The organism is Klebsiella sp. F11 (assembly GCF_056712265.1).
In genome coordinates this window covers 3,283,337-3,306,567 of the sequence record NZ_CM160060.1, presented here as the reverse complement: position 1 = coordinate 3,306,567, position 23,231 = coordinate 3,283,337, and the positions used below count along the sequence as shown (strand labels likewise).

The following is a 23,231-nucleotide window of genomic DNA, read 5'->3' as shown; positions in this document are numbered from 1 at the left end:
GGTACGCTAGTGGATAATGCTGGTGCCGATTAAGGTCATAAACTGACGTAATATTGCCGGATGCCCCATCCAGGTGGCCGCAGTGACAAGGTTGCCGTCGAGGACGGCCTCATCATCTGCGGCAATAACCCAGCTGCCGCCGGCCATTTCAACCTCTGATTTTAAGGTAAAATATCCCGTTAGCTTCTTGCCTTTCAATACGCCGGCCGCCACCAGAATTTGTGGTCCATGACAGATTGCGGCAATGGGCAGTGAAAAGTTATTCGCATAATGAATAATGTTCAGCACCGACTTATTCAGGCGAAGATATTCAGGTGCGCGTCCACCCGTAATATATACGCCGGCGTACTCCTGCATCCTGATTTCATCAAAGGATGCGGTTAAGCGAAATAAATGTCCGGGTTTTTCGGTATACGTTTGATCGCCTTCAAAATCATGAATGGCGGTCTTAATATATTCCCCGGCGCGTTTTCCTGGGCAAACAACATCTACTCTGAAACCTAACATGCTTAACGCCTGCCATGGCACCATGACCTCATAGTCTTCAGAGAAATCGCCTGCGAGCATCAGAATTCTTTTCATAAGCGAACTCTCAGAATGTACTGGCATCATCCTCAATAATGCGCATGGCTTCATTCACTGCGGCAACTTCGCCGAATATGGCCAGCGTCGTGATATGCTGCGGGCAGCTGCCAAAGATTTCCGATACCGCCACATGCGCGCTTTTACTGGCCCGATCGGCAAAAAAATACAAATCGGGTATCGGCAGCATAATCAACCCGATAGCGTCGATACGCACCGTTTCCAGGCGGTTGCGCGACTCGGAAGGCATCCGCCGCTTCAACATGGCCAGCGTTTCCGGCGTCGGCGCGTTGATAATACGGTTTTTCATCTCTGGGCTACCCGTCCTGCTGCTATCAGCGAATATTGAGCGCTTCGACCATCACGCACCGGCGGTTTCTGGCAAAGGTGCGCGCGGAGGTCAGTCCTTCCCCGGTTGGCCCGGCGATAGTAAAGGTGGCATGACCTTCGCCGCCCACGCCAATACCGGCATATGAGGGGCCGTTTTTCACAAAAATCGTGGTCTGAATCGACCGCGCCATTTTGGTGAGTTTCTCCACGTTGGTGGAATGCATTATCGCCGTATGGCGGTTCCCGTGTTCCACCTTCACCGCCAGCTCAATCGCCTCATCGACATTTTCGACCCGCACCACGGGCAGAATCGGCATCATCAGCTCATGCACGACGAACGGATGGTCACGCTCGGTTTCGATCAGCACGACTTTGATCTCCTCCGGCACGCTAATGCCAATCTGCTGCAGGATGTATCGCGCATCTTTACCGACGAAAGCGGTATTTGGCCCGGTCCCTTTTTCATTCAGCACAAGCGCCTGCAGCTGCTGGATATGCTGCTTATCGCACAGCAGCCAGGCGCCGCTTTTTTTCATGCAATGGATCAGGTAATCCGCGACGTCGTTGACGACGATGACCTCTTTCTCGGCAATGCAGGGCAGGTTATTGTCGAAACTGCAGCCGTTGATGATATCGCGAGCGGCTTTCTCGATATTGGCGGTTTCATCGACCACCGCCGGCGGGTTGCCGGCGCCGGCGCCAACCGCCTTCTTGCCTGACGACATTACCGTTTTCACAATCGCCGGGCCGCCGGTCGCCACCAGCATGTTGACGCGGGGATCGTGAATTAACGCATTGGTGTTGTCGATCGACGGCTGGCTGACCGTGACCACCAGGTTGGCCGGGGCGCCGAGGCGCGCCAGCTGCTGGTTAATCAGCGCGACGCAGTGCAGAGAGACGCGGCGCGACCGCGGATGCGGGCTGAAGATAACGGTGTTGCCCGCCGCCAGCATGCCGATGGTGTTGTTGATAATCGTCTCCGTCGGGTTGGTGGTGGGGGTAATGGAGCCAATCACCCCGTAAGCCGAATACTCCGTTAGCGTCAGACCGCCGTCGCCGCTCAGCGCGCCGGTCGCCAGATCCTCGACGCCCGGCGTTTTTTGCGCGGCAACGCGGTTTTTCACCAGCTTGTCGGCATAGTTACCCATTCCCGTCTCTTCCACGGCCATTGCGGAAATGGCCTCCAGCACCTCGTCCTGCAGAAAGAGCTGACGAATACCCTCGACAAAGCGGCCGCGATCCTGCATTGAGCAGTGGCGATACTGGATTTGCCCGCGCTGCGCTGCGGCGATGGCTTCATCCATTGTTGCAAAAGCGCCATCGTCGGAGGGAAGGGCGGCGGCAGGCTCCGCGCGGACGCGATCCGCCAGCACGCTGGCGACAATAGCTTCAATGCCGTCGTGGTCATGAGCCGTCGATGCAGAGGGGGCCTGGTGTTGCTGGACGTCCGGCGCCGTTTGGGTGTATTTACCCAGGACGCGGGAGACGGCCTGGGTAATTTCAAGATCGTTCATGTTCTACTTTCCTTACGCTACTTCACACGGGTTGCCGCTTGCCATCAAATGTACGGCGTTGTCGTCGATTTGATGGGCGTCGGATCCAGGGCGGCCAGCAGCTGCTTCCCGACATCCCTTGCCGCAATCACCGCCTGACGAACCGCGCCCGAGTCGCCTGCGAAAGTGAAGATCACTTCGTTACTAAAGCTGGTGCCTTTCGCCGGGCTGGCGTAGCCCACCGGTTCAATCACCGCCGCTTTCGCCGCGGCGTCGGCAATCACCACGCCAATCGCCGCGGGCGAGGCGCAGGTCATACCGAAGGATTTACCCAGCGGTGCGCCGAGGGCTTTATTCAGGGCGTAGCTGGCACGGGCGGTGTACTGGAATTCCAGGTGACCCGCCGGCGAGCCGTAGACGTCGCCCATTGTTCGCTCAATTTCAGACAGGGCGACCTCAATCGCGCGGCGCACATCGGACACGTCGGACGCGCCGAAAATGATCAGGCAGCCGTGCCCGCCGCCGCCTTCGGTATCGCGGGCCAGTTCGATGGAGAGGATTTCGCTGTTGGTGGCTTTAATGGCTTCATCCGCGGCGAAAATATGCGGGCCGGCACCGGTGCGCGCGCCAAGAATACCGATTGAGCGATATTTCTTGTCGATATTCATGACCTCATGGAGCTGATGATCGACATTGGCAATAACCAGCCCGATAGTATGCCCCAGGGCCGTACCGACAAACTCCGTTAAGCCACAGCCGGCAAAGCTGGCCGCCGTTTTGTTATTTGTAGCGACGTCGGGCTGTTTATTCATTACTTCAGATATAATCTGTTCAACAAGATTATCTCTCATGGTCAGTATCCTCTGTCTTTATTAACTGACAGCTTTCGGCAGAATTTTTTCCACTTCGATATGCGGGCGCGGAATAACGTGTACGGAGACCAGTTCACCCACTTTACCTGCCGCCGAGGAGCCCGCGTCAGTTGCCGCTTTCACGGCGCCAACGTCGCCGCGAACCATGACGGTAACTAACCCGGAGCCAATTTTCTCATAGCCGACCAGCGTCACGTTCGCCGATTTAACCATGGTATCTGCGGCTTCAATTGCGGATACCAGACCTTTTGTTTCAACCATGCCTAATGCTTCTTGTTGCATAACGACCTCAATATTTACAGGTAAGAGTAAACGTCAATAATGAATTAACCCAACGCGGGATAGTCCATCTATCTAATAAATTCATGCACTATGATGTTATTGCGCTAAGGACAAAATGTTTTGCCCGTCAGAGAGATTTTCTTGTTATTCGGCCAGGCCCTGGACAATAAAATCCTCCCCGCAGGCAAGGGAGCGCAAAACTCAGGCGACGCCCTCAACGGCGCAGGAGAGCGTGGCGGCGTCCTGAGCGATCATCTTCTCTTCATTGGTCGGAATGACCGCCACGATGGGCGAGCCGGGGGCAGAAATGACGCCCTCATGGCCCGCAACCATCTGCGCATTCTTCGCCTTATCGATACGTACGCCGAAGACGGCCAGCCGCCGGGCGGTCAGCTCACGCACCAGCGCCGAGTTTTCCCCGATGCCGCCGGTAAAAATCAGGGCATCAAAGCGGTGCAGCGAGGCGAGGTGCGCTCCGAGATGACGGGCGAGACGGTGCACCATCACGTCAATGGCAAGCGCGGCGCGAGGATCGCCCTTACTGCGCGCTTCCTGCAGCGTGCGGCAGTCGCTGGAGAGCCCGGATAAGCCCAGCAGGCCTGAGTCGTTATTCACCATTTTGTACAGCGACTCGAGGGTTTGACCGGTACAGCGAGCAATATAGGCCGCGGCGCCAAAGTCCAGATCGCCGCAGCGCGTCCCCATCACCAGCCCTTCCAGCGGCGTCATGCCCATGGAGGTATCGACGCTTTTGCCGTTTTTGACGGCGCATACCGACGACCCGTTGCCAAGATGGGCGATAAGAATGCCGTGATCGGCGGGATCGAGGCCCAGTCGCGCAACGGCTTCTGCGGCGATAAACCGGTGCGACGTGCCGTGGAAACCGTATCGTCTGACCTGATGCTGCTGCTGATACGCCAGGGGAATGGCGTAGGTATAGGCTTCCGGCGGCAGGGTCTGGTGGAACGCCGTATCAAACACGGCAACCTGCGGCAGATGCGGCAGTAGCGACCTTGCGGCCTCGATGCCCGTCAGGTTCGCCGGGTTATGCAGCGGGGCGAGGGCGGAGAGTTCGCGAATGCGGGCAATGACCTCATCGGTGAGCAGCGCGGAGCGTTTGAAATCGCTGCCGCCATGCGCCACGCGGTGGCCAATAGCGCATACGCGGGGGAGCAGCGCCAGATGTTCAAGTTTTGCGAACAGCGCCTTCAGCGCGCCGACGTGGCTGGCATCGGCCAGCCCCTCAACGCCTTTATTCCCCGCCGCGTCTTTGAACGTAATACAGGCGTCCGCCAGTCCGAGCCTTTCCGCCAGCCCGGAGAGCACGGGGGCGTCGTCGTTGAGCGGAATTGCTGAAAACTTTAAAGAGGATGAACCGCAGTTAATGACCAACACCAGTGACGCTAACGACATAATGACCTCTGTCTCTCTTTTTCTTTTTAGATAACTATTCATTGAAGGGGGCGAGGGGAAATCGCGCGCGGCTGAAGCGCGTGAGGGCCGCGCTGGCGATAGCAATATCCTCATCCACGCTCCCGCCGCTGATACCGATCGCGCCGAGCAGCGCACCGCCGGACCAGCAGGGCAATCCGCCGCCAAAGCAGCAAATCCCCGGCTCGTTTTGCAGGCCATACAGGCTGGCGCCCGGCTGCACTTCCGCCGCCAGCCTGTGCGTCGGCATCCTCAGCGCCAGCGCCGTCCAGGCTTTTTGCCCCGCCAGCGTGTGGCTGACGAGCAGCGCGTTATCCATGCTAAAGAAGTAGCGCTGCTGACCGCAGGCATCCACGAGGCTGAAAACGATGGGGACGCTGGCTTCCTCTGCGGCATCGCTGGCATATTTCGCCAGCAGCGCGGCGTCCGTCAGGCTCAGAGAGAGGTGGCGCGGCGACAGCTGACGCGCAATGGCCGCATTAATGCGCTGTTCCAGCTCGGTATTGTGTTCAGACTGCATGGGTTTTCCTCGCGTGGACGCTACTGGCCGTTAAGATCGAGCGAATCGACAATGCCGACAACGGCAGCGTCAATGACGGAGTGCTCTTTGCTGGTACTCATGCGCGCGGAGCTGCCTGTCGTCACGATCACCGTTTCCCCGTTGCCCGCGCCGACAAAGTCCACGGCAACCTGCGCGGTGCCGGTGGGGTGATAGTGTTCATCCAGGCGGGCGACAATGAGCAATTTCGCGCCATTAAGCGAGGCGTGCTTGGTGGTGGAAACTAACGCGCCGGTTACTTTGGCCAGATACATGCGTCCTCCTGGTGACGTTGAACAATGACGAGGCCGCGGTCCCTGATTTCATCGCGGGCTGCGGGGGTGATGAGCGCGCGGTGGCCAATATGCAGCGTCTGTCCTTTGTGATACCGGCGCACGTCGCTGAGGGTGACCAGCTGCCTGTGGACGTGGGCCGATGGCGTTGGCGCAGGCCCGGGGGCCTGCTGGCCGATCACGGTGAAGCCATACTCCGCAAGCGCGCCGGCGTAGCGCGCAAGGCGCTCCCGGAACGCCTGCGGTAGCGAACCGTTTTTGTCCGGCCGGCATTCGGCGCCGAGCGTCACGATGACCTTTTTCTGCCTGCTGAGCGCATAAAATGCCCATCGGCATACCAGGTTATCGCGGATGCCCAGCGCGATTTTGCTCAGGCTATTGGCGGAGAGCGCCGGAAAATAGACGTCGCCGCAGGATTCACCCGCCGGCGGCTCCTCCTGGCCCGCGCAGATCGCCTCGATGCCGCGCTGGCTCAGCGCATCGAGGCAGGAGGACTGCAACGACGACTGCCTGGCGCTGTGGGAAAAGATCATGACCAGCAAATAGCCGCAGCGGTGCAGGGCGCTAAGGCACTCCAGGGTCGCGGGCAGCGTCGTCAGATCGTCTCCGCTTATGATCACGTGCATGACTTTGTCACGCGTCTGCAGGCGCAATCTGCGCTGTTGCAGAATGTCCTCAATCATGGCGTCGACCAGGTATGAGAGTCGTTGTGAGTCCATCGTTTTCCTTCTCAGCGTCAGGCACCGCTTCTGACCTTTTCCGCCGGATTTCGGGGCCGTTAGCCATAGCGGCACTGCGTCAGTACGCGCTTCACGCAATCGCCGTTGCGCAGGCCGAAGCCGTTGGCCTCTTCCACGTCGATATGCATTTCCAGCACCGCGTCGGCGCTCACGCGCACGACAACGTGGCTCAGAATGCCGCCGCGATGGCCATCAATACGGACATCAATCTCCCCCCCGTCGCGCAGGCCGTAGCGTTGCGCTTCGGCGTGGGAAATATGGATGTGTCGCCAGGCGACAATGGCGCCGCCCGTTTTGGTAACCCGTCCGCGGGGCCCGATGATGTCAACGCCGGGGGAGTCCTGCAGATCGCCCGACATCCTGACGGGCGCCTTGATGCCCAGCGCGAAGCCGTCGGAAACGGAAATTTCAATTTGGGTGGCGCTGCGAAGCGGGCCGAGCACGCGGACCTTAGTTAATTCGCCTTTGGGGCCGCGCAGGGTCACGGTCTCTTCCGCGGCAAACTGGCCGGGCTGCTTGACCGCTTTCATGCGGGTGAGGGTGGAGCCGTAGCCAAACAGGACGTCCATATCTTCCCGGCTCAAATGCACGTGGCGATTGGAGATACCGACGGGGATCTCCAGCGTCTGCGGGCTATGGGGCTCCGGGGAGCTAAGCGGGGCGCCGCCGGCCGCCAGCTCCTGAAGAATTTGTTGGGTAATCAATTCGGCTTGCTGCTGGTTGTAATTCATAACGTCAACGACCTGAAAAAATGATAAAGGGTGCACTATCCAGAATATTCACTCCTGCGCTGCGCTTTTTGCCGTCACGCAGGACTTTTTTGACCGTCCGACTACCGAAGGACAAACTTGTCCAGATTTACCCGGCAATTTGCGTCAGCAGCCGATCCACGTCGGCGGCGCCAGGCTGAGCTGGATTTGACGCGGTGCAGCCATCGGCTAACGCGGCGCGAATGAGCGCCTGGCGTAAGGATTCGAAACCGGTGAGATCGATACCCAGCTCGCGTAGCGTAGCGGGAATGCCAAAATGGCGATTAATCTCTCTGAGACGGTTTATCAGCGCGTTCAGGGTTTGTTCCGGCGCGCCGGTATCAATCCCCATGATGGCGGCACACTTCAGATAGCGCGGTAGCGCGTGCGGGGCGTAGCGAGCATTCCAGGCAATCACGAGGGGCAGCAGCATGGCGTTAATTTTGCCATGCGGTATGTGCAGCATGCCGCCGATGGCGTGCGCCATGCCGTGCACCAGCCCCAGCCCCGCGGAGTTAAAGGCCATTCCGGCCATGCACGAGGCATTGTGCATATGCGTGCGGGCCTGAATGTCTTTCTCGTCCCGGAAAACGTCGGGCAGGTATTGCCAGGTGAGCGCAATCGCTTTTTCCGCCAGGGCATCGCTAAAGTCGTTGGCGCCCGAGGAGACCAGCGCTTCAATCGCGTGCGTCAGTACATCCATGCCGGTATCGACGGCGACCTGGCGGGGAACCGACAGCACCAGCTGCGGATCCAGGATGGCGTAATCGGGAACCAGCGCCTCGGCAATCAGCGGATATTTTCGGCCATTTTGCGGATCGGAAATAATGGCATAGGAGGTGACTTCGGAGCCGGACCCGCTGGTGGTGGGAATGGCAATAAGGGCGATCGCATGGCCGGGGAAATACTCCTCCAGCGTGGCTTTGATCCCCTTGGCGGCATCGAGCGATGAGCCGCCGCCCAGGGCAATAATGACGTCCGGCTTGAAGGCTTTAAACTGGGCCGCGCCGGCGCGCAGGATCTCAACGCTGGGATCGGGCTTGACGTCGCTGAAAATAGACACCGAGGCCTGCGGCATTTCACTAATCAGATAGCGAGTTTTACCTGAAGTCGCCATAAAACTGTCAGTAACAATCCCCACCTTTTTATGATCTAACTGGCGCAATGCCTGAATGGCATTCTCGCCAAAATAGACTTTCGGAATAGAAAAATAATAGCTCGCCATCTCTCGACTACCTTATTCCTGAATGCTAAGTGCCGACATGCGAACGCCGGGCGTGAAAAGAGATTGGATGGTGTCACAGGCGCCAAAAGAAGAGGCTAGCCGCGGTTGCGCACAGACAGGATTATGTTGCTGTTGTGTCAGGCTACGGACAAAAAAATACAGCGCGGGGAGAGTCGGGCAGAAAAAGCCTCGTCGGCGACGAGGCGGGTCTGTTTAAACGATCGGGGTCCGGGGCGTATACGCGGGAAAATCACTATAGCCGCGCTCGTCGCCCCCAAAGAAGGCTTCACGTTTGTAGGCGGCAAGAGGAGCGGCGTGACGGATCCGCGCCGGCAGGTCGGGATTGGAGGTAAAAAGGCGGCCAAAGGCGATCAGATCGGCCTCGCCCTTCTGCAGCGTTTCTTCCGCATCCTCGGGCGTAAAACCGCCCGCCGCGATGAGCGTTCCCTGATAGAAGGCGCGCAAATTGCGGCTGGCTACCGGCTCCGCATAATAGCCTGCGCCCCGATCTTCCGGCCCCACGACGCGGGGTTCAATAACGTGCAGATAGGCCAGCTCAAAGCGGTTCAGCCGTTCAACCAGATAGCGGAAGGTTGCTGCCGGATCGCTGTCGTTCATATCGCCATAGATACCGCTGGGGGAAATACGCACGGCGACGCGTCCCCGGCCCCAGACCTCCATCAGGACCGCAACCGACTCAAGCAGAAAGCGCGCCCGGTTTTCCAGCGTGCCGCCATAGCGGTCGGTGCGTTTATTACTGCCGTCCAAAAGAAACTGTTCGGGCAAATAGCCGTTGGCCGCATGGAGCTCGACGCCATCGAAGCCGGCCTCTTTGGCCCGAATGGCGGCCAGGCGTAATTCGGCCATGAGTTCCCCAATCTCATCCGCTTCCAGCGCGCGCGGAGCGGGAAAAAGCCTGCCCTCATAGGCGCCGCGTTCGTTTTTGACGACGCCATAGGTCTCTCTGGCGACGAGCGCCGACGGAGCGATGGGCTGACGCCCCGATGAGAGCTCAGGCAGCGACTGGCGGCCCGGGTGCCAGAGCTGAAGCACGATTTGGCCGCCGCGCGCGTGCACGGCGTCAACCAGGCGCCGCCATCCCGCCTGCTGCTCGTCGGTAAAGATGCCCGGCGCATCCTCATAGGCGTTAGCAAACGGGGAGATCGCCGTGGCTTCAGCGATAAGCAGCCCTCCCTGACTCGCCCGCTGGCGGTAATACTCAATCATCAGGTCGCCGGGCACGCCGCCCTGAGCGGCCCTCATTCGCGTGGTGGGCGCCATGACGACGCGGTGATCCAGACGCAGTTTTCCTGCTGTAATCGGTGACAGTAACGTTTTCATCATCTTTCCCCGCGGTGGCCCGGAGCGCCTTGCCACCGCATTAATCAATTCAACGGATTCGGCGTCTGCAGCGGATGCCCGACGGGCTTACGAGCGCGCCGCGGCGTGGGCGACCTGCGCCGCGCTTATCCCTTCGAGCGCCAGCCCGTAGCCAATACCTTCTTCCAGCAGGCGTTTCAGGCGTTGAGTCAGCGCCATGCGGGTATAGCGTGAGGTCAGCGGCGGGAGCGCGGCGATACCGTCGGCAATTTCATGGGCGCGGAGGAGGAGTTTCTCCGCGGGAATAATTTCGTTAATCACGCCCCAGTCCTTCGCCGTTTCCGCATCAAGCACCTGGCGGGTGAGGAGGAAGTAACGACCGCGGATCGAACCTATCGCTTCCGGCCACAAAATATGTACGCCGTCGCCGGGCACAATTCCGAATTCGAAATGCGGTTTGTCCTGGAAAACCGTCTCTGGCGTGGCCAGCACGATATCGGTCAGAAGGACATATTCGCTGTGCAGCAGGACCGGGCCGTTCAGCGCTGAAATCATGGGAACCTCGATATCCAGAATATTGCTGAGCACCTTGCGGCCTTCGCGCAGAATTTTGTCAAAACCGAGGGGGCTGAAGAAATCGAATCCTTCCGGGGCGATCGCGTCTATAAAGGCATCGCCCGATCCGGTCAGTATCACCGCGCGGTTTTCGCGGTCTTCGCCGATGGCGTGGAATAACTCAACGAACTGTTCGTGCGTGTGGCCATCAAACAGCAGTTTTTCACCGGCGGTGTGGAATTTAACTTCCAGCACGCCGTTGGGTTTACGGGTCAGGCGGGCGTTGGAGAAGGCGTTACGGTAAGTTTCAAACGTTGACATGGCGGCGATCCTTGTTGTGGACAGCCCGCAGCGGCCGGCGGTGCAACAACCTTATTCCATTCCTTATAAAATGGGATCGCCTCAAAAACAGATAACGGCTATTCCTTTATGGCATGGCCCGGGCCTGCTTTTCTGCCATAACGGTTTCGACAAAGCCGGCGAACTGCCGCGCCTTGGCGCTCGCCAGCCGGCCGTTCGGGAAAACGGCCCACAGATCGATGGATGGCAGCTGCCACGAGGTCAGCACCCTGCGGACCGCGCCATTTTTTAACTCCTCGGCAAACATCCAGTCGGAGGCAACGCACAGCCCCATATGGTTGAGCACGGCGGCGCGCTGTCCTTCAGCGGCGCTGACGCGAACGCGCCCACTCACCGAGGCGGAGGCGACTTCGTCCCGGCGGGTGAAGGACCAGAGGGTGGGCTGCGGATCGTACAGGATCGCCTCGTGTTCGGCGAGTTCGCCCGGCGTTGTAGGCTCCCCCCTTGCTGCCAGATAATCCGGCGTCGCGATAACCGAGCGGGGGCTGGTGGCGAGCCTGCGCGCCACGACGCCCGAGTCGGGCAAAACCCCCATACGCAGCGAGACGTCGATGCCTTCGGCAATCAGATCGATCACCCGGTCATCAAGAATGATATCGATCTCCAGCTGCGGATGCTCCTCAAGAAAGCGCGGGAGATGGGGGAATATATGCAGCCGGGCGAAGGTCGTTGCGGCGGAAATGCGCAGCTTCCCGGTCAGCCCTTTCCCGGCGCCTCTGGCGGCCAGCTCGGCTTCGTCGGCTTCCTGCAGGGCAGCCCGCGCGCGTTCGTAAAATCGCTGCCCGGCCTCGGTTGGGGTCAGGCCGTGGGTCGAGCGGGTCAGTAAACGGGTTTGCAACCGTGACTCCAGCCGGGCAATGATTTTGGATACCGCGGATTGACCGACGTTGAGTTGCCTGGCGGCGGCGGAAAAGGAGCCCGTATCCACCACGCGTATATAGGTTGCCATTGCCTGAAAGCGATCCATTTCATTCCCCTGAAGAATAGCGGCTAGCTCAGAAGCATATCCGGCATTCCTTATACGCGCCAGCCGCTCTGCTGCTCGGGGTGGCCGGGTTACGCCATCCAGTCGCCGATAATCTCCCCGTACAGCCGCTCGGCCTCCTCCAGCCGGCTAAGCAGGCAGTACTCGTCGGTCTGGTGGGCCATCGACGGTTCGCCGGGGCCGAGAATAATGCAGGGCGGACTACCGAGGGCGGGCAGCAGCAGGGAGGCGTCGGTGAAGTAGGGCACCACCCGCGGCTCCAGCGGCCCGTCGTGCAGCGGCCGGCAGCGCTGATAAATCTGCGCTATCCACGCGTGCTTCTCTTCGCTCAGCACCGCCGGCAGATCGACCAGGGTGGTGAGCGTTACGCTCTCGCCAAGCAGCGCGCTCAGCCGCTGTCGAATGGTGGCGTGCTGCAAATTGGGCGCGCTGCGGATATCCACATCAAAGCACGCACGGTCCGGCACGGAGTTAATATTGAGCCCGCCCTCAATGCGCCCGACGTTGAGCGTGGGCTGCTTCATCAGCGGATGCGGCGCGCCCGGCGAAAAATGGCGGATCTTACCCAGCGCATCCGCCGCCAGATAGATAGCGTTAATCCCCAGCTCCGGCATCGCCCCGTGGGCGGTTTTGCCCCGGTTTTCCGCGCGCAGCCACAGCGCCCCTTTATGGCCGATAACCGGGTAGTTGGCGGTGGGTTCGCCGACGATCAGCGCGCCGATCTCCGGCAGCGTGCCGGATTCGATCAGCGCCCGCGCGCCGTCGCAGCCGGTTTCCTCCCCGCCGGTGATCAGCAGCACCGCGCCGCGCCCGGCGAGGATCTGCTCCCGCCGCTGGACGCAGGCGACGGCAAATGCCGCCACCGCCGCCTTCATATCGCTCGATCCTCGCCCGTAGAGCCGCCCGTTTTCAACCTGCGAGCCGAAGGGATCGTAGCGCCAGCGCGCGTTGCCGAGCGGCACGGTATCCAGATGGCCGGTAAAGGCCAGCGGCTTGCCCGCCGTCGCCCCCGGCAGTCGGGCAAGCAGATTGCAGCGCCCCTCGCCGAACGACGACAGCGACACCTCAAAGCCGCTATCGCATAGCCAGTCGGCAAGAAAGCGCATGCAGTCGGCTTCATTTCCCGGCGGATTGATGGTGTTAAAGCCCAGCAGCTGCCGGGCCAGTTCGAGGGTGGTGGTCGCCATCAGCCGCGTTCCGTCAGCCAGTCGAGGCAGTTAATCCACAGCTGGCGATAGCCGGGCCATTGCGCAAACTCGTCGGGCAGCCAGTGGGCGGACATATCGCTGGTCCACACCAGCGAACGGCCCCGCTGATATTCGCGCACCGCCAGCAGCGGGTGCCCGGTGCCGGCCACGGTCGCCAGCAGCCTGCCTTCCGGGTGCATTTCCACCTCGTTATAGCCCAGCAGCCACGGCCACTCGCCGGGAATATCGTTAAACAGGGCGTGGGATTCGGTGACTTCGGCATAGCAGCCTTCCGGGGTTTCAATACGATCGTCCCACGCGAGGCAGCGCACCGGCAGAACTTTCTCCACCGCGGTGTGGCGATAGCGCGCGCCGCCGTTGATTCCCTGGAAACTGTAGTAACCGCCGATCATCATCAGCGCGCCGCCAGCGGCCACGTAGTCGTGCAGCAGCGTCAGGCGGTTGGCGGTGCGGCGGCTTTTCAGCCAGGTGTCAGGGTGCAGCAGCAGCGTGTTGGCGCCAATGTCCGAGAGGATAATCGCATCCCACTCCTGCAGCTCCTCCAGGGTCAGCGGGAACTCGGTCGCCGCCGCGTGGGCCGGCATATAGGTGATGGCATAGCTGCTGTCGGCCAGCGCGGCGAGGAAATCCGTCGCGCCGGTGTGCCAGGTGGCGGTAGCAAACTGATCGAAGCCTTTAACGTGCGTTGCGGTGCTGGTCCAGGATTCACCGACCAGTAAAACTTTCTTCTTCATTATGACGTTCCTTTTTTATCCGCCAAATACCCGCCGGGGATTGTCAATCATCAGGGTTTCAAGTTGTTCGCCGCTGACGCCGTGGCGCCGCAGGCGCGGAACAAAATGCTTGAGTATGTAGCCGTATCCGTGACCGCCGTAGCGGGTGAGCATGGTCTTCAGGAACACGTCCTGCGACAGCAAAATCTGCTGGATGTAGCCGTCGTCAATCAGCTCCCGAATGGCGCGGGCGTTCTCCTCGTCGGAGGGGGACTGCGCCGACTCGTCGGCGTAGTAGTAGCTCATGCCGATCATGTCGTATTCGAGGAACGCCCCGCGCTGGGCCAGCTCGCGTTGATAGCGTTTATCGGCAAAGCTGGGATTCATATGGCACAGCACCGTATGGCGCAGATCGGCGCCTTCCTGTTCGAGGATATCCAGCACCCGATGGCCCAGCCGCTCCCAGCCCGGCAGGTGGACCTCGATCGGCACCCCGGTCGCGGCGCTGGCCCGGCCCGCGGCGCGCAGGGACTTCTCCTCATCCGCGGTAAAGCGGCTGGAGATGCCGATCTCGCCGATCAGCCCGGCGACAATCTCCGGCTTCTCCTCCGCGCCGCCGAGGTCGTAGATCAGCCGCTCGGTCAGCCGTTCGACGCTGCTGCTCTTCACCCACTCGGGGTGCGACGGCTCGAGATAGAAGCCGGTGCCCATAATAATATTCAGCCCGGTCAGACGCGCGATGCGCGCCAGCGCTTGCGGATCGCGGCCGATGCCGATATTGGTCGGGTCGACCACCGTTTCCCCGCCCAGGGCGCGATATTTCATCAGCTCTTCGATCGCCACGTCGACGTCAAACAGCTGGCAGTTATCGCGGCTGATCAGCGGGTTCAGCGACAGTTCTCCGAGGTTTTCTATCTTCACCGGCATTTCGGCAAGATGGCGATCGCTGCAGCAGCAGGGCGGTACCCACTTGCCGGAGGCATCCAGCAGGATATGCTCATGCATCAGCGTGACGCCCATCTCGCTGGCCGGCAGCGGGCCGAGCACCGTCATTACGTAGCCGCTGCTGACGCCGACCGGCAGCGGCGTGGGGTGGCGAAAAATTGATCCTTTCATGAGCTATCCTTTTGCCGCTGAGCGCGTGGGGTTAAGAATGCGGGTGTTGAGCCAGATCGCCAGCAGGATAATGGTGCCGGTGGCGATCTGGGTATAGAACGGCGAGATATGCGACAGGATCAGCCCGTTCTGAATCACCGCAATCGACAGCGCGCCGAGCAGCGTGCCGATAATGGTGCCGAAGCCGCCAAACAGGCTGGTGCTGCCGAGGACCACGGCGGCAATCACCTGCAGCTCGAAGCCTTCCCCCTGGTTGGAGGAGCCGCTGCCGAGGCGGGCGGTAATAATCATGCCGGCCAGCGCGGCGGCCATGCCGCTGATGATGTACACCCGCATGGTCACCGCTTTGGTGTTAATCCCGCTGCGCCGCGCGCCCTCGGCGTTGGCGCCGATAGCCGTCACGTAGCGGCCAAAGCGCATATGATTCAGCACGATATGCCCGATAACCAGGATCATAATGCCGATCAGCGCCGGCATCGGGATCCCCAGCACCCAGGCGCGCCCGATAAAGGTAAACAGGCTGTCGGCGGGGACGGGGATCGAGTAGCCCTGGGTCACCAGCAGCGCGATGCCGCGGACCACGGCGAGGGTGGCGAGGGTGACGATAAACGCCGGAATGCCTTCATAGGCTATAAAGAAGCCGTTGATGGCGCCGACTAATCCGCCGAGCAGCAGACCGCCGAGCAGCACCACCGGCCACGGTAAGCCCCAGCTGTTGAGGGCGATGGCCGAGAGCGCGCCCACCAGCGCGAGGGTGGAACCCACCGACAGGTCGATACCGCCGGTGGTGATCACCAGGGTCATCGCGGTCGCCACGATCAGCAGCGGGGCGCTCTGGCGGATGATGTTCAGCCAGTTGGTGCCGGTGAGGAAGTTGCCGGTGATGAGCGAAAACACCACGCAGCAGAAGACGAAAAACAGCGCAATGCTGACCACGCCAGAGTGGTTATGCAGCAGGCGGCGCGGCAGTGAATGCTGGATCATGCGGGAGCTGCTTAAGTTCATGATACTCATCCTGTTACCTCAGTGTGCTGCCGCAGAGCGAGCGGTGAATTTTTCGCCCACGATCAGGTTAACGATATCGCTCAGGCTGGTGTCGGCCACCCGTCGATCGGCGACGTTGGTGCCTTCATACATCACCATGATCCGATCGCAGACCAGGAAGAGATCCTGCAGACGGTGGGTGATCAGAATGACGCTGACGCCGCGCGCGGAAACGCGACGAATAAGCTCCAGAACCGCCTCGACTTCCGCCACGGCGAGCGCGGCGGTGGGCTCATCCATAATCAGCACCTTGGGGTCAAAAGCCGCCGCGCGGGCGATGGCAATGGCCTGGCGCTGGCCGCCGGAGAGATTGCGGACCAGCAGGCGGGTATCTGGAATGGAAATACCCAGCCCCTTGAGCATCTCCCGCGCGTCGGCGTGCATTTTGGCCTCGTCGAGGAAGGGGATGCCGAGCACCGATTTCATCGGCTCGCGGCCCATAAACAGGTTGCCCGCGACGTCGACGGTATCGCACAGCGACAGGTCCTGATAGACCATCTCGATATGGCAGCGGCGCGAGTCCGCCGGATTGGTAAACTGCTGCTGTTCGCCGTCGATGCGGATAGTGCCGCCGGTGGGGATCACCGCCCCGGACAGCACTTTGGTCAGGGTTGATTTTCCCGCGCCGTTATCGCCCACCAGGCCCAGCACTTCGCCCGGAGCCAGCTCCAGGTTTACGCCGCGCAGGGAGCGTATTGACCCGTAGGTCTTGGTGATATTGATCATCTCTACCCGTGGCGGGGTAGTTTGTGGCTGCTGCATCCGATTCGCTCCCATCGCTATTGCCGGGAAAATGTTTGCCATTGCGGTTGAAAGACTCCATCCAACACGGTTTACGCCCTTGTAAACCGGTTTACCTGCGGAGTGGAGCTTTCACAAACACGGTCAGGTCAAACGCTATTTAAGATATTTGTTCGCCAGTAAGAACATTGCAGCATCCGTGCCAGGGCAGAAAAAACACAGCAGCCCCATCACTTAACCCTATGTAACAGATAGAATTTATTTGCGGCTTATAGGTAAACCGGTTTACTAATTATAATCAACGAATTTTGAGGTGAGCGTTTTTTGCGCCAAAACTGGGCGCTTTTGCGCCATTTTGGGACGCGCTTAACAAATCTTAATCGAATCGCGGCCGATCCATTCCACCGGCAGGCGGGTTTCCGCCGGGATATCTTTCTCGTTATTCAGCAGGCGCAGCATAATGCTCACCGCGGTGCGGCCCAGCTCCCGCGCGGGCTGGCGGACGGTGGAGATACGCGGCTGGGTAAAGTCGGCATAGTTAGCGTCATCGAAGCCGACCAGCGACAACGCCTCTGGCGCCTGCAGTCCGCAGGCGCGCAGTCCGTCGAGCAGGCCAAGCACCAGATAGTCGCTGGCGGCAAAGACGGCGGTGGGGCGCAGCGGCTGGCTGAAGAGGCGCTTAAGCGCCTGCTGGCCGAACTCGCGCTGGTAGTCGCCGTACATGACCCACTCGGCGGGCCAGCTCAGGCCGGCCTGCTCCATCGCGGTGCAGAATCCCTGGTAGCGTTCACGCACGCTCATCAGCTTGTCCGGCCCGCCGATGAAGGCGATATGGCGATGCCCGGCGGCGATCAGCTTCTCCGTCGCGATCCGTCCGCCCTGGACGTTATCGGCAAAGACCTTCGGCACCGTACTGCCGGGAATATCCTCATCGAGCAACACGATGCGCTCGTGACGCTGAACCTCTTTTCGCAGCAGGCCGTTGTCGGGGCGGTTGGTGGTGAACAGCAGGCCGTCAACCTGGCAGGTGTCCAGCCAGCGAATGAACTGGGACTCTTTTTCCGGGTTGTTGCGGGTGATGCACAGCACCAGGCTGTAGCCGCTGGCCGAGGCGGCCTCCTCAGCGGCGTCGGCCAGTTCGGCGAAGAAGGGGTTGGTAATATCGGGAAGAACCAGGCCGAGGGTTTCGCTCCCGCCTTTGCTCAGGCGGCGCGCCAGGCTGTTGCCGCGATAGTCCAGCTCGCGGATCGCCGTTTCAATGCGGTCGATGGTTTCCTGCGGCAGCACAATATTGTTGTTCATATAGCGGGATAAGGTGGCCTTCGACAGTCCCGCCAGCTTTGCCACATCGGATAACAATACGCGTTTTATACTCATTTCCTGCGCCATTTCTGCCAGAGTCGGCTATCTGTAACATAGTTAAGCGCGGTCAATACAGCAATTTTTCCGCCGGCGGCGGCGCTAAATAAGTGCTTGACAAAATTTAATCGGCGGAGAATTGTATAGGCAGTTTACCGCATCATCCGGGAAGTCATTCCCAAATCCGCTTAAAACATTCCAGTCGCGCACCGCAACGGACCGGTTGCCGGAATGAGTCAAGCAGGGATTAGCCGAACGATCTTCGATCGTCCCGGCCATACGCGATATTTGCCCGCCAAAAAATAATCCTTCTGCGTTCGCATTGCGGCGCGGAACTCTGCTGGCTATCAACTATTCCCGACGAGGATACTGATGATGTTATTTAACCCCGGAAAACTGCGTTTTATTGCTGTGGCAACGTCTCTGCTGGCATCGCTGAGCTTTATTTCTGCCGCCAGTGCCGCCAATCCCACCTATGCGTTAGTGCAAATTAATCAGCAGGCGCTATTTTTTAATCTGATGAATAAAGGCGCGCAGGATGCGGCTAAGGCGAGCGGTAAGGATTTAGTGATTTTCAACTCCAACGATAATCCCGTTGCGCAGAATGACGCGATTGAAAACTATATTCAGCAAGGCGTTAAAGGCATCATGGTTGCCGCCATCGATGTTAACGGAATCATGCCCGCGGTGAAAGAAGCCGCCGCCGCGAATATTCCGGTGATTGCTATTGATGCGGTATTACCGGCGGGTCCTCAGGCGGCCCAGGTCGGCGTGGATAATATCGAAGGGGGCAGAATTATTGGTAAATACTTCGTCGATTACGTGCAGAAAGAGATGGGCGGCCAGGCGCGACTGGGTATCGTCGGCGCGCTGAACTCGGCGATTCAGAACCAGCGGCAGAAAGGCTTCGAAGAGACCCTGAAGAGTAACCCGAAAATTACCGTTGCCAACGTTGTCGACGGGCAGAACGTGCAGGATAAAGCGATGACCGCGGCGGAGAACCTGATTACCGGCAACCCGGATCTGACGGCGATCTACGCCACCGGCGAACCCGCGCTGCTCGGCGCCATTGCCGCGGTGGAGAACCAGGGGCGGCAGAAGGATATTAAAGTCTTCGGCTGGGATCTGACGGCGAAGGCGATTTCGGGCATCGACGGCGGCTACGTTACCGCCGTGCTGCAGCAGGATCCTGAGCAGATGGGGGCGGAGGCCCTGAGGGCGCTGAATGCGATTACTTCGGGTAAAACCGTGCCGAAATCCATTCTGGTTCCGGCTACGGTGGTGACCAAAGCGAACGTTGATAGCTACCGTTCGCTGTTTAAGTAATCTTCAGGCATCGCCCGTCGCTAACAGGGCGGCGAGCTCGCGGCCGTCGGGAAAGGCGCTAAAGGTACCCCGACGGCTCACGGTGATGGCGGCAGCGCGGCTGGCATGGGCCAGCGCCAGGCCGTCCGGCGCTACGCCGCGCCGCAGCGCGGAGGCCAGCATAACGGCGAGAAAGGTGTCGCCGGCGCCGGTGGTATCAAGCGCCTCGACGGCGGCGGCGGGAGAGAAGCGGCGCTGGCCTGCGCTCACTAGCCAGGCGCCGGCGGCGCCCTGGGTAATGACCAGGACTGGTACGCCATCAGGCTGCAGCTGCTCTGCCTCTGACTCATTGACTACCGCGATATCGATAAGCGGCCACAGGAGGGAAAAATCAGGATTGACCGGGGAAGGATTAAATACCGTGGTCATCCCGCGCGCTTTGGCGAACTGGAACAGGGCGCGGGTCTTTTCCAGCGAGAAATTACCCTGCTGCAGCAGAATATCGCCTGCGGCGCTCTCGGCCAGATGCGGAAGAATATCATCGAGGCTAAAGGTATCGGCGGCGGCGGTAGTGGTAATAATTGCATTATCGCCATCGGCGCTATTTAAGATAATTGAGGTGTCGCTATGTTGGTTGCAATTCCCGACGGGTAGCAGCGTCAATGGTTCATTTATTAGCTGCTGGCGTATCCAGGCTCCATTGCTGTCATTTCCCGTGGCCGCAATTAAGCATGTATCTATGCCGCAGCGGGATAATATAATCGCCTGGTTCGCGCCTTTTCCGCCGAGATCCTGCGAAACTTTAATGCCATGAATCGAGGCGCCTTTTTTCGGTATATCCGAAATGGCCCACGTTTCATCTACGGTAATATTACCGATAACGTAAACACGCATAGTATTCCCTTAACAGGATGGATAACATGACTTCTATATCAGCAGAAAAACCCAGCGCAATACAAGATATTTTTTCACGTCACAAAGCGGTCATCGGTGTCATTCACTGTGACCCCTTTCCGGGTACGCCTAAATATCGTGGTAAATCAGTAAGTGGTATTATTGAGCGGGCGCTTAGGGATGCTGAAAATTATATTTCGGGCGGCGTTCACGGTCTGATTATTGAAAACCACGGCGATATTCCCTTTGCCAAACCGGAGGATATTGGTCCTGAAACCTCGGCGCTGATGGCGGTGATTACCGAAAAGGTTCGCGAGCGTTTTGGCGTGCCGCTGGGTATTAACGTGCTGGCCAACGCCGCGATTCCCGCGCTGGCTACCGCGCTCGCCGGTGGGGCCGATTTCGTCCGCGTAAACCAGTGGGCCAATGCCTATATCGCCAACGAGGGGTTTATTGAAGGGGCGGCGGCGAAGGCGCTGCGCTATCGTAGCCAGCTGCGCGCGGAGCATATTCGCGTCTTTGCCGATAGCCACGTGAAGCACGGCAGCCACGCCATCGTCGCCGACCGTTCGATTCAGGAGCTGACCCGCGACGTGGACTTCTTCGAGGCCGACGCGGTGATCGCTACCGGCCAGCGCACCGGCGACAGCGCCACCCTCGAGGAGATCGATGAGATCCGCGCCGCCACCGCGCTGCCGCTGCTGGTGGGGTCCGGCGTAACCCCGACCAACGTCTGCCAGATCCTCGGACGCACCCAGGGGGTGATCGTCGCCAGCACCATGAAAGTGGACGGCGTCTGGTGGAACGATGTCGATCTGGCGCGGGTTAAGCACTTTATGGCGGTCGCCCAGGCCGCGCTGGAGGAGGCGTGATGGAAGCGTTTAGCGAGCGCCTGCTGCGTGAACATCAGCAGGTATGGCAGGCGATGCAGCAGCACCGCTTTGTGGTGGATATTGAGCAGGACCGCCTGCCGGAGACGGTATTTAACCGCTATCTGGTCTTTGAGGGGAATTTTGTCGCCACGGCGATCGCCATTTTTGCCCTCGGCGTCAGCAAGGCGCCGGATATTCGCCAGCAGCGCTGGCTGATCGGCGTGCTGAACGCGCTGGTGGACACGCAGATCGCCTGGTTTGAGCAGGTACTGGCCGAGCGGCGGGTTAATCCTGCCGATTATCCGGACGACCTTCCCGGGGTGCGGCGCTTTCGCGACGGCATGCTGCATATCGCCCGGGAGGGGAACTATGCGCAGATTATCACCCTGATGTTCGGCGCGGAGTGGATGTACTACCACTGGTGCCGGCGGGTGAGCGAGCGTAGCCAGAGCGACGCGGACCTGCGGCGCTGGGTCGAAATGCATGCGGAAGAGGAGTTTTACCGCCAGGCCCGCTGGCTAAAGGAGGAGCTGGACCGCTGCGCGATGGCGCTGAGTGAAGGCGAAAAGCAGGCGCTGTCGGCGCTGTACGGCGAGGTGCTGCAGTGGGAAATCGATTTCCATAGCGCGGCGTACGAAGCGTAACCGCAGCGATACGCACGGGGCGGCCCGCAGCGGCGCCCCGTCACTCTACCGACAAACAGACCCGGCAGCATACCGCTCCGTTGGCCTGCAGACTATGCCCTCATCGTGCAGGCGTCGCTCTTTTATCTCATTCAGCACAATCAACGCCGATAATTTTTCATGACTGTTTTAAGATAATAGCTTCCGCTCATTTTCACTCCAACCGCAGGTGTCACCGAGTGCTTCAGCGTATTGACCGAAGAACAGAGCGGCTACGTCAGCAGACCGCCGCGATCCGTAAGGATATTGCGAACCTGATTCAGCGCCACACCGCCGGCCAGCCGGGCATTTTTACGCCTTTTCCCGGCGTGATGATGTCGCAACTGCATGAGCCGATGCCGCCGCTGGCTCATGTTTATGAGCCCAGCCTGTCGCTGGTGATTCAGGGGGAAAAGAACGTGACCGTGGGTGAGACGGTTTACACCTATAACGAATCGTGTTTTTTCCTCACGGCGATAAATTTACCTACCGTCTCTGAAGTCCCCGCCGTCAGTCCGGACGCGCCGTTTCTCTCGCTGCTGATCGGGCTGGATTTAGGGCTGGCGCGTGAAGTGATGGCCGATATGGAACTACGCGGCGGGCGCGTGAGTCAGCAGAGCGCCGGCATGGCCCTGGGAGAGGCAAACGATCGCCTGCTCGATGCCGTGCGGCGCTACCTGGCCAATGCGGAACTGCCGGAGCATGAGCGGCATTATATTAATGACTTAGAGCCTATCCCAATAGGATTTTGTTCCAGACAATGATGCCGCAGGCAAAATGCAACATGGCCTCGTAATTTTCGGCCTTCTTTTCCCATCGGGTCAGAACCCGGCGAAAGCGATTCATCCAGCTATGAGTCCTCTCGACAACCCAGCGATGGGCTTTGAAGTCGGTGTTTTTACCTGCATCAGACTCCTCTTTACGGGACTGGATATGCGGCTCGTAGCGGCGGCTCTGTAGATACGTTTTCAGCCAGCCAGCTTCGTAACCTTTGTCCAGGCAGAGTCTGAGTTTTTGCCCCGGACGCCCCGTCTGAAGTGCATCGAGCGTATCTGCAACCAGTTTGATATCGTGCGTGTTCGCTGCTGCAACAACCAGCGACAGAGGAAGCCCGTTGGCGTCTGTCAGCAGGCTACGCTTTACGCCTTGTTTCCCTCTGTCCGTGGGATTACGGCCTGTTTTTTTGTTCCTGACAATGGCGATTTGGTCATACAGCCGTCCATCGACAGCCAGGACCAGTCAATGCCGTCCAGATGTTCGCAGGCAAGCAAACCGTTCTGCCAGAAGCGTTCGAAGACTCCCGCATCGCGCCATTCCTGGAAGCGTCGGTGTGCAGAACTCGATGAACATATCCCGGTGGCGTTCAGGGCGTTCCACTGGCAACCGGTCCTGAGGACGAAGAATATGGCATCCATGGCAGCACGGTTATCAACGCGTCTACGATGAGTCCCCAGTGGGTGGCTGGTTTTATGCTCCGGGATGAGTGGAGCCATTTTTTCCCATAGTTCGTCGCTGATCTGCCACTTGCTACCCGCCATACATTCCCCCTCAGAAATTACCGT

26 protein-coding genes are annotated in these 23,231 nt (G+C 59.6%); 4 read left to right on the top strand and 22 right to left on the bottom strand.

Translation table 11 applies throughout. The features are described from left to right. Nucleotides 1-6: 6 nt before the first annotated feature. From AC1M2H_RS16380 to AC1M2H_RS16285, 20 genes are all read right to left on the bottom strand, one after another. Entirely contained in the window at nt 7-582 is a 576-nt protein-coding gene (locus AC1M2H_RS16380; protein ID WP_480148151.1) for a DJ-1/PfpI family protein, read from the bottom strand. Nucleotides 583-592: 10 nt separating this feature from the next. Continuing rightward, complete coding sequence (locus AC1M2H_RS16375; RefSeq protein WP_480148150.1) at nt 593-892, bottom strand: BMC domain-containing protein; 300 nt, start codon at nt 890-892, stop codon at nt 593-595. Between the two features lie 25 nt (nt 893-917). Beyond that, entirely contained in the window at nt 918-2,426 is a 1,509-nt protein-coding gene (locus tag AC1M2H_RS16370) for an aldehyde dehydrogenase family protein (protein WP_480148149.1), read from the bottom strand. Between the two features lie 44 nt (nt 2,427-2,470). Further along, nucleotides 2,471-3,256: a propanediol utilization microcompartment protein PduB gene (gene pduB, locus AC1M2H_RS16365; protein WP_480148148.1), complete on the bottom strand. Its 786-nt coding sequence runs from the start codon at nt 3,254-3,256 to the stop codon at nt 2,471-2,473. A gap of 21 nt (nt 3,257-3,277) precedes the next feature. Beyond that, nucleotides 3,278-3,559: a propanediol utilization system shell hexameric protein GrpH gene (grpH, locus tag AC1M2H_RS16360; RefSeq protein ID WP_352410949.1), complete on the bottom strand. Its 282-nt coding sequence runs from the start codon at nt 3,557-3,559 to the stop codon at nt 3,278-3,280. Between the two features lie 201 nt (nt 3,560-3,760). Then, nucleotides 3,761-4,972 carry a propionate kinase gene (gene tdcD, locus AC1M2H_RS16355; RefSeq protein ID WP_480148147.1) on the bottom strand — a complete coding sequence of 404 codons (1,212 nt, stop codon included), beginning with the start codon at nt 4,970-4,972 and terminating at the stop codon, nt 3,761-3,763. A gap of 34 nt (nt 4,973-5,006) precedes the next feature. Further along, complete coding sequence (locus tag AC1M2H_RS16350; protein WP_480148146.1) at nt 5,007-5,510, bottom strand: GlcG/HbpS family heme-binding protein; 504 nt, start codon at nt 5,508-5,510, stop codon at nt 5,007-5,009. A gap of 20 nt (nt 5,511-5,530) precedes the next feature. Further along, nucleotides 5,531-5,803: a EutN/CcmL family microcompartment protein gene (locus AC1M2H_RS16345; protein ID WP_045854996.1), complete on the bottom strand. Its 273-nt coding sequence runs from the start codon at nt 5,801-5,803 to the stop codon at nt 5,531-5,533. Next, nucleotides 5,785-6,540, bottom strand: a complete 756-nt coding sequence (locus tag AC1M2H_RS16340) for a flavoprotein (RefSeq protein WP_480148145.1) — start codon at nt 6,538-6,540, stop codon at nt 5,785-5,787. Before AC1M2H_RS16340 ends, AC1M2H_RS16345 begins: the two co-directional genes overlap by 19 nt. 59 nt (nt 6,541-6,599) lie before the next feature. Then, nucleotides 6,600-7,292 (bottom strand): phosphate propanoyltransferase, encoded by a 693-nt coding sequence (pduL, locus tag AC1M2H_RS16335; RefSeq protein WP_480148144.1) that lies wholly within the window; start codon nt 7,290-7,292, stop codon nt 6,600-6,602. A gap of 127 nt (nt 7,293-7,419) precedes the next feature. Then, nucleotides 7,420-8,535, bottom strand: coding sequence for a 1-propanol dehydrogenase PduQ (locus AC1M2H_RS16330; RefSeq protein ID WP_480148143.1), 1,116 nt, complete (start codon nt 8,533-8,535; stop codon nt 7,420-7,422). A 213-nt stretch (nt 8,536-8,748) separates the two neighbouring features. After that, nucleotides 8,749-9,879 (bottom strand): alkene reductase, encoded by a 1,131-nt coding sequence (locus tag AC1M2H_RS16325; RefSeq protein ID WP_480148142.1) that lies wholly within the window; start codon nt 9,877-9,879, stop codon nt 8,749-8,751. An 84-nt stretch (nt 9,880-9,963) separates the two neighbouring features. After that, a complete protein-coding gene (locus tag AC1M2H_RS16320) occupies nt 9,964-10,731 on the bottom strand; it encodes an enoyl-CoA hydratase/isomerase family protein (protein ID WP_480148141.1) in 768 nt (255 codons plus the stop codon). Between the two features lie 106 nt (nt 10,732-10,837). Next, nucleotides 10,838-11,737: a LysR family transcriptional regulator gene (locus AC1M2H_RS16315; protein ID WP_480148140.1), complete on the bottom strand. Its 900-nt coding sequence runs from the start codon at nt 11,735-11,737 to the stop codon at nt 10,838-10,840. Between the two features lie 89 nt (nt 11,738-11,826). Further along, nucleotides 11,827-12,942 carry a M20 family metallopeptidase gene (locus AC1M2H_RS16310; protein WP_480148139.1) on the bottom strand — a complete coding sequence of 372 codons (1,116 nt, stop codon included), beginning with the start codon at nt 12,940-12,942 and terminating at the stop codon, nt 11,827-11,829. After that, nucleotides 12,942-13,697 (bottom strand): glutamine amidotransferase, encoded by a 756-nt coding sequence (locus AC1M2H_RS16305; protein WP_480148138.1) that lies wholly within the window; start codon nt 13,695-13,697, stop codon nt 12,942-12,944. Before AC1M2H_RS16305 ends, AC1M2H_RS16310 begins: the two co-directional genes overlap by 1 nt. Before the next feature lie 15 nt (nt 13,698-13,712). Beyond that, nucleotides 13,713-14,792: a phosphotriesterase family protein gene (locus AC1M2H_RS16300; RefSeq protein ID WP_480148137.1), complete on the bottom strand. Its 1,080-nt coding sequence runs from the start codon at nt 14,790-14,792 to the stop codon at nt 13,713-13,715. 3 nt (nt 14,793-14,795) lie between these two features. After that, on the bottom strand, nt 14,796-15,797 hold the full coding sequence (locus tag AC1M2H_RS16295) for an ABC transporter permease (RefSeq protein WP_426815034.1): 1,002 nt from the start codon (nt 15,795-15,797) through the stop codon (nt 14,796-14,798). Nucleotides 15,798-15,815: 18 nt separating this feature from the next. Continuing rightward, nucleotides 15,816-16,562: an ATP-binding cassette domain-containing protein gene (locus tag AC1M2H_RS16290; RefSeq protein ID WP_480151965.1), complete on the bottom strand. Its 747-nt coding sequence runs from the start codon at nt 16,560-16,562 to the stop codon at nt 15,816-15,818. Between the two features lie 381 nt (nt 16,563-16,943). After that, nucleotides 16,944-17,966 carry a LacI family DNA-binding transcriptional regulator gene (locus AC1M2H_RS16285; RefSeq protein ID WP_480148136.1) on the bottom strand — a complete coding sequence of 341 codons (1,023 nt, stop codon included), beginning with the start codon at nt 17,964-17,966 and terminating at the stop codon, nt 16,944-16,946. 342 nt (nt 17,967-18,308) lie between these two features. Between AC1M2H_RS16285 and AC1M2H_RS16280 the strand changes: the two genes are divergently transcribed. Beyond that, entirely contained in the window at nt 18,309-19,262 is a 954-nt protein-coding gene (locus AC1M2H_RS16280; protein WP_480148135.1) for an ABC transporter substrate-binding protein, read from the top strand. A gap of 3 nt (nt 19,263-19,265) precedes the next feature. On the opposite strand, the gene AC1M2H_RS16275 is transcribed toward AC1M2H_RS16280, so the two are convergent. Beyond that, nucleotides 19,266-20,135 (bottom strand): PfkB family carbohydrate kinase, encoded by an 870-nt coding sequence (locus tag AC1M2H_RS16275; protein WP_480148134.1) that lies wholly within the window; start codon nt 20,133-20,135, stop codon nt 19,266-19,268. A 26-nt stretch (nt 20,136-20,161) separates the two neighbouring features. Between AC1M2H_RS16275 and AC1M2H_RS16270 the strand changes: the two genes are divergently transcribed. From AC1M2H_RS16270 to AC1M2H_RS16260, 3 genes are all read left to right on the top strand, one after another. Beyond that, nucleotides 20,162-21,007, top strand: a complete 846-nt coding sequence (locus tag AC1M2H_RS16270) for a BtpA family protein (protein ID WP_480148133.1) — start codon at nt 20,162-20,164, stop codon at nt 21,005-21,007. Further along, nucleotides 21,007-21,651 carry a TenA family protein gene (locus AC1M2H_RS16265; protein WP_480148132.1) on the top strand — a complete coding sequence of 215 codons (645 nt, stop codon included), beginning with the start codon at nt 21,007-21,009 and terminating at the stop codon, nt 21,649-21,651. Before AC1M2H_RS16270 ends, AC1M2H_RS16265 begins: the two co-directional genes overlap by 1 nt. Before the next feature lie 218 nt (nt 21,652-21,869). Next, nucleotides 21,870-22,433, top strand: a complete 564-nt coding sequence (locus tag AC1M2H_RS16260; RefSeq protein WP_480148131.1) for an AraC family transcriptional regulator — start codon at nt 21,870-21,872, stop codon at nt 22,431-22,433. On the opposite strand, the gene AC1M2H_RS16255 is transcribed toward AC1M2H_RS16260, so the two are convergent. Continuing rightward, nucleotides 22,402-23,207 (bottom strand): IS5 family transposase gene (locus AC1M2H_RS16255; RefSeq protein WP_480147878.1). Its coding sequence is split into 2 segments (ribosomal slippage): nt 22,402-22,854 and nt 22,857-23,207, totalling 804 coding nucleotides; the frame shifts between segments, so codons are not numbered across the junction. The two genes, AC1M2H_RS16260 and AC1M2H_RS16255, sit on opposite strands and share 32 nt — an antisense overlap. Nucleotides 23,208-23,231: the final 24 nt, after the last annotated feature.

Coding starts and splice junctions, on each gene's coding strand:
- AC1M2H_RS16380 (WP_480148151.1), bottom strand. CDS start 582: ATGAAAAGAATTCTGATGCTCGCAGGCGATTTCTCTGAAGACTATGAG.
- AC1M2H_RS16375 (WP_480148150.1), bottom strand. CDS start 892: ATGAAAAACCGTATTATCAACGCGCCGACGCCGGAAACGCTGGCCATG.
- AC1M2H_RS16370 (WP_480148149.1), bottom strand. CDS start 2,426: ATGAACGATCTTGAAATTACCCAGGCCGTCTCCCGCGTCCTGGGTAAA.
- pduB (WP_480148148.1), bottom strand. CDS start 3,256: ATGAGAGATAATCTTGTTGAACAGATTATATCTGAAGTAATGAATAAA.
- grpH (WP_352410949.1), bottom strand. CDS start 3,559: ATGCAACAAGAAGCATTAGGCATGGTTGAAACAAAAGGTCTGGTATCC.
- tdcD (WP_480148147.1), bottom strand. CDS start 4,972: ATGTCGTTAGCGTCACTGGTGTTGGTCATTAACTGCGGTTCATCCTCT.
- AC1M2H_RS16350 (WP_480148146.1), bottom strand. CDS start 5,510: ATGCAGTCTGAACACAATACCGAGCTGGAACAGCGCATTAATGCGGCC.
- AC1M2H_RS16345 (WP_045854996.1), bottom strand. CDS start 5,803: ATGTATCTGGCCAAAGTAACCGGCGCGTTAGTTTCCACCACCAAGCAC.
- AC1M2H_RS16340 (WP_480148145.1), bottom strand. CDS start 6,540: ATGGACTCACAACGACTCTCATACCTGGTCGACGCCATGATTGAGGAC.
- pduL (WP_480148144.1), bottom strand. CDS start 7,292: ATGAATTACAACCAGCAGCAAGCCGAATTGATTACCCAACAAATTCTT.
- AC1M2H_RS16330 (WP_480148143.1), bottom strand. CDS start 8,535: ATGGCGAGCTATTATTTTTCTATTCCGAAAGTCTATTTTGGCGAGAAT.
- AC1M2H_RS16325 (WP_480148142.1), bottom strand. CDS start 9,879: ATGATGAAAACGTTACTGTCACCGATTACAGCAGGAAAACTGCGTCTG.
- AC1M2H_RS16320 (WP_480148141.1), bottom strand. CDS start 10,731: ATGTCAACGTTTGAAACTTACCGTAACGCCTTCTCCAACGCCCGCCTG.
- AC1M2H_RS16315 (WP_480148140.1), bottom strand. CDS start 11,737: ATGGATCGCTTTCAGGCAATGGCAACCTATATACGCGTGGTGGATACG.
- AC1M2H_RS16310 (WP_480148139.1), bottom strand. CDS start 12,942: ATGGCGACCACCACCCTCGAACTGGCCCGGCAGCTGCTGGGCTTTAAC.
- AC1M2H_RS16305 (WP_480148138.1), bottom strand. CDS start 13,697: ATGAAGAAGAAAGTTTTACTGGTCGGTGAATCCTGGACCAGCACCGCA.
- AC1M2H_RS16300 (WP_480148137.1), bottom strand. CDS start 14,792: ATGAAAGGATCAATTTTTCGCCACCCCACGCCGCTGCCGGTCGGCGTC.
- AC1M2H_RS16295 (WP_426815034.1), bottom strand. CDS start 15,797: ATGAACTTAAGCAGCTCCCGCATGATCCAGCATTCACTGCCGCGCCGC.
- AC1M2H_RS16290 (WP_480151965.1), bottom strand. CDS start 16,562: ATGATCAATATCACCAAGACCTACGGGTCAATACGCTCCCTGCGCGGC.
- AC1M2H_RS16285 (WP_480148136.1), bottom strand. CDS start 17,966: ATGGCGCAGGAAATGAGTATAAAACGCGTATTGTTATCCGATGTGGCA.
- AC1M2H_RS16280 (WP_480148135.1), top strand. CDS start 18,309: ATGATGTTATTTAACCCCGGAAAACTGCGTTTTATTGCTGTGGCAACG.
- AC1M2H_RS16275 (WP_480148134.1), bottom strand. CDS start 20,135: ATGCGTGTTTACGTTATCGGTAATATTACCGTAGATGAAACGTGGGCC.
- AC1M2H_RS16270 (WP_480148133.1), top strand. CDS start 20,162: ATGACTTCTATATCAGCAGAAAAACCCAGCGCAATACAAGATATTTTT.
- AC1M2H_RS16265 (WP_480148132.1), top strand. CDS start 21,007: ATGGAAGCGTTTAGCGAGCGCCTGCTGCGTGAACATCAGCAGGTATGG.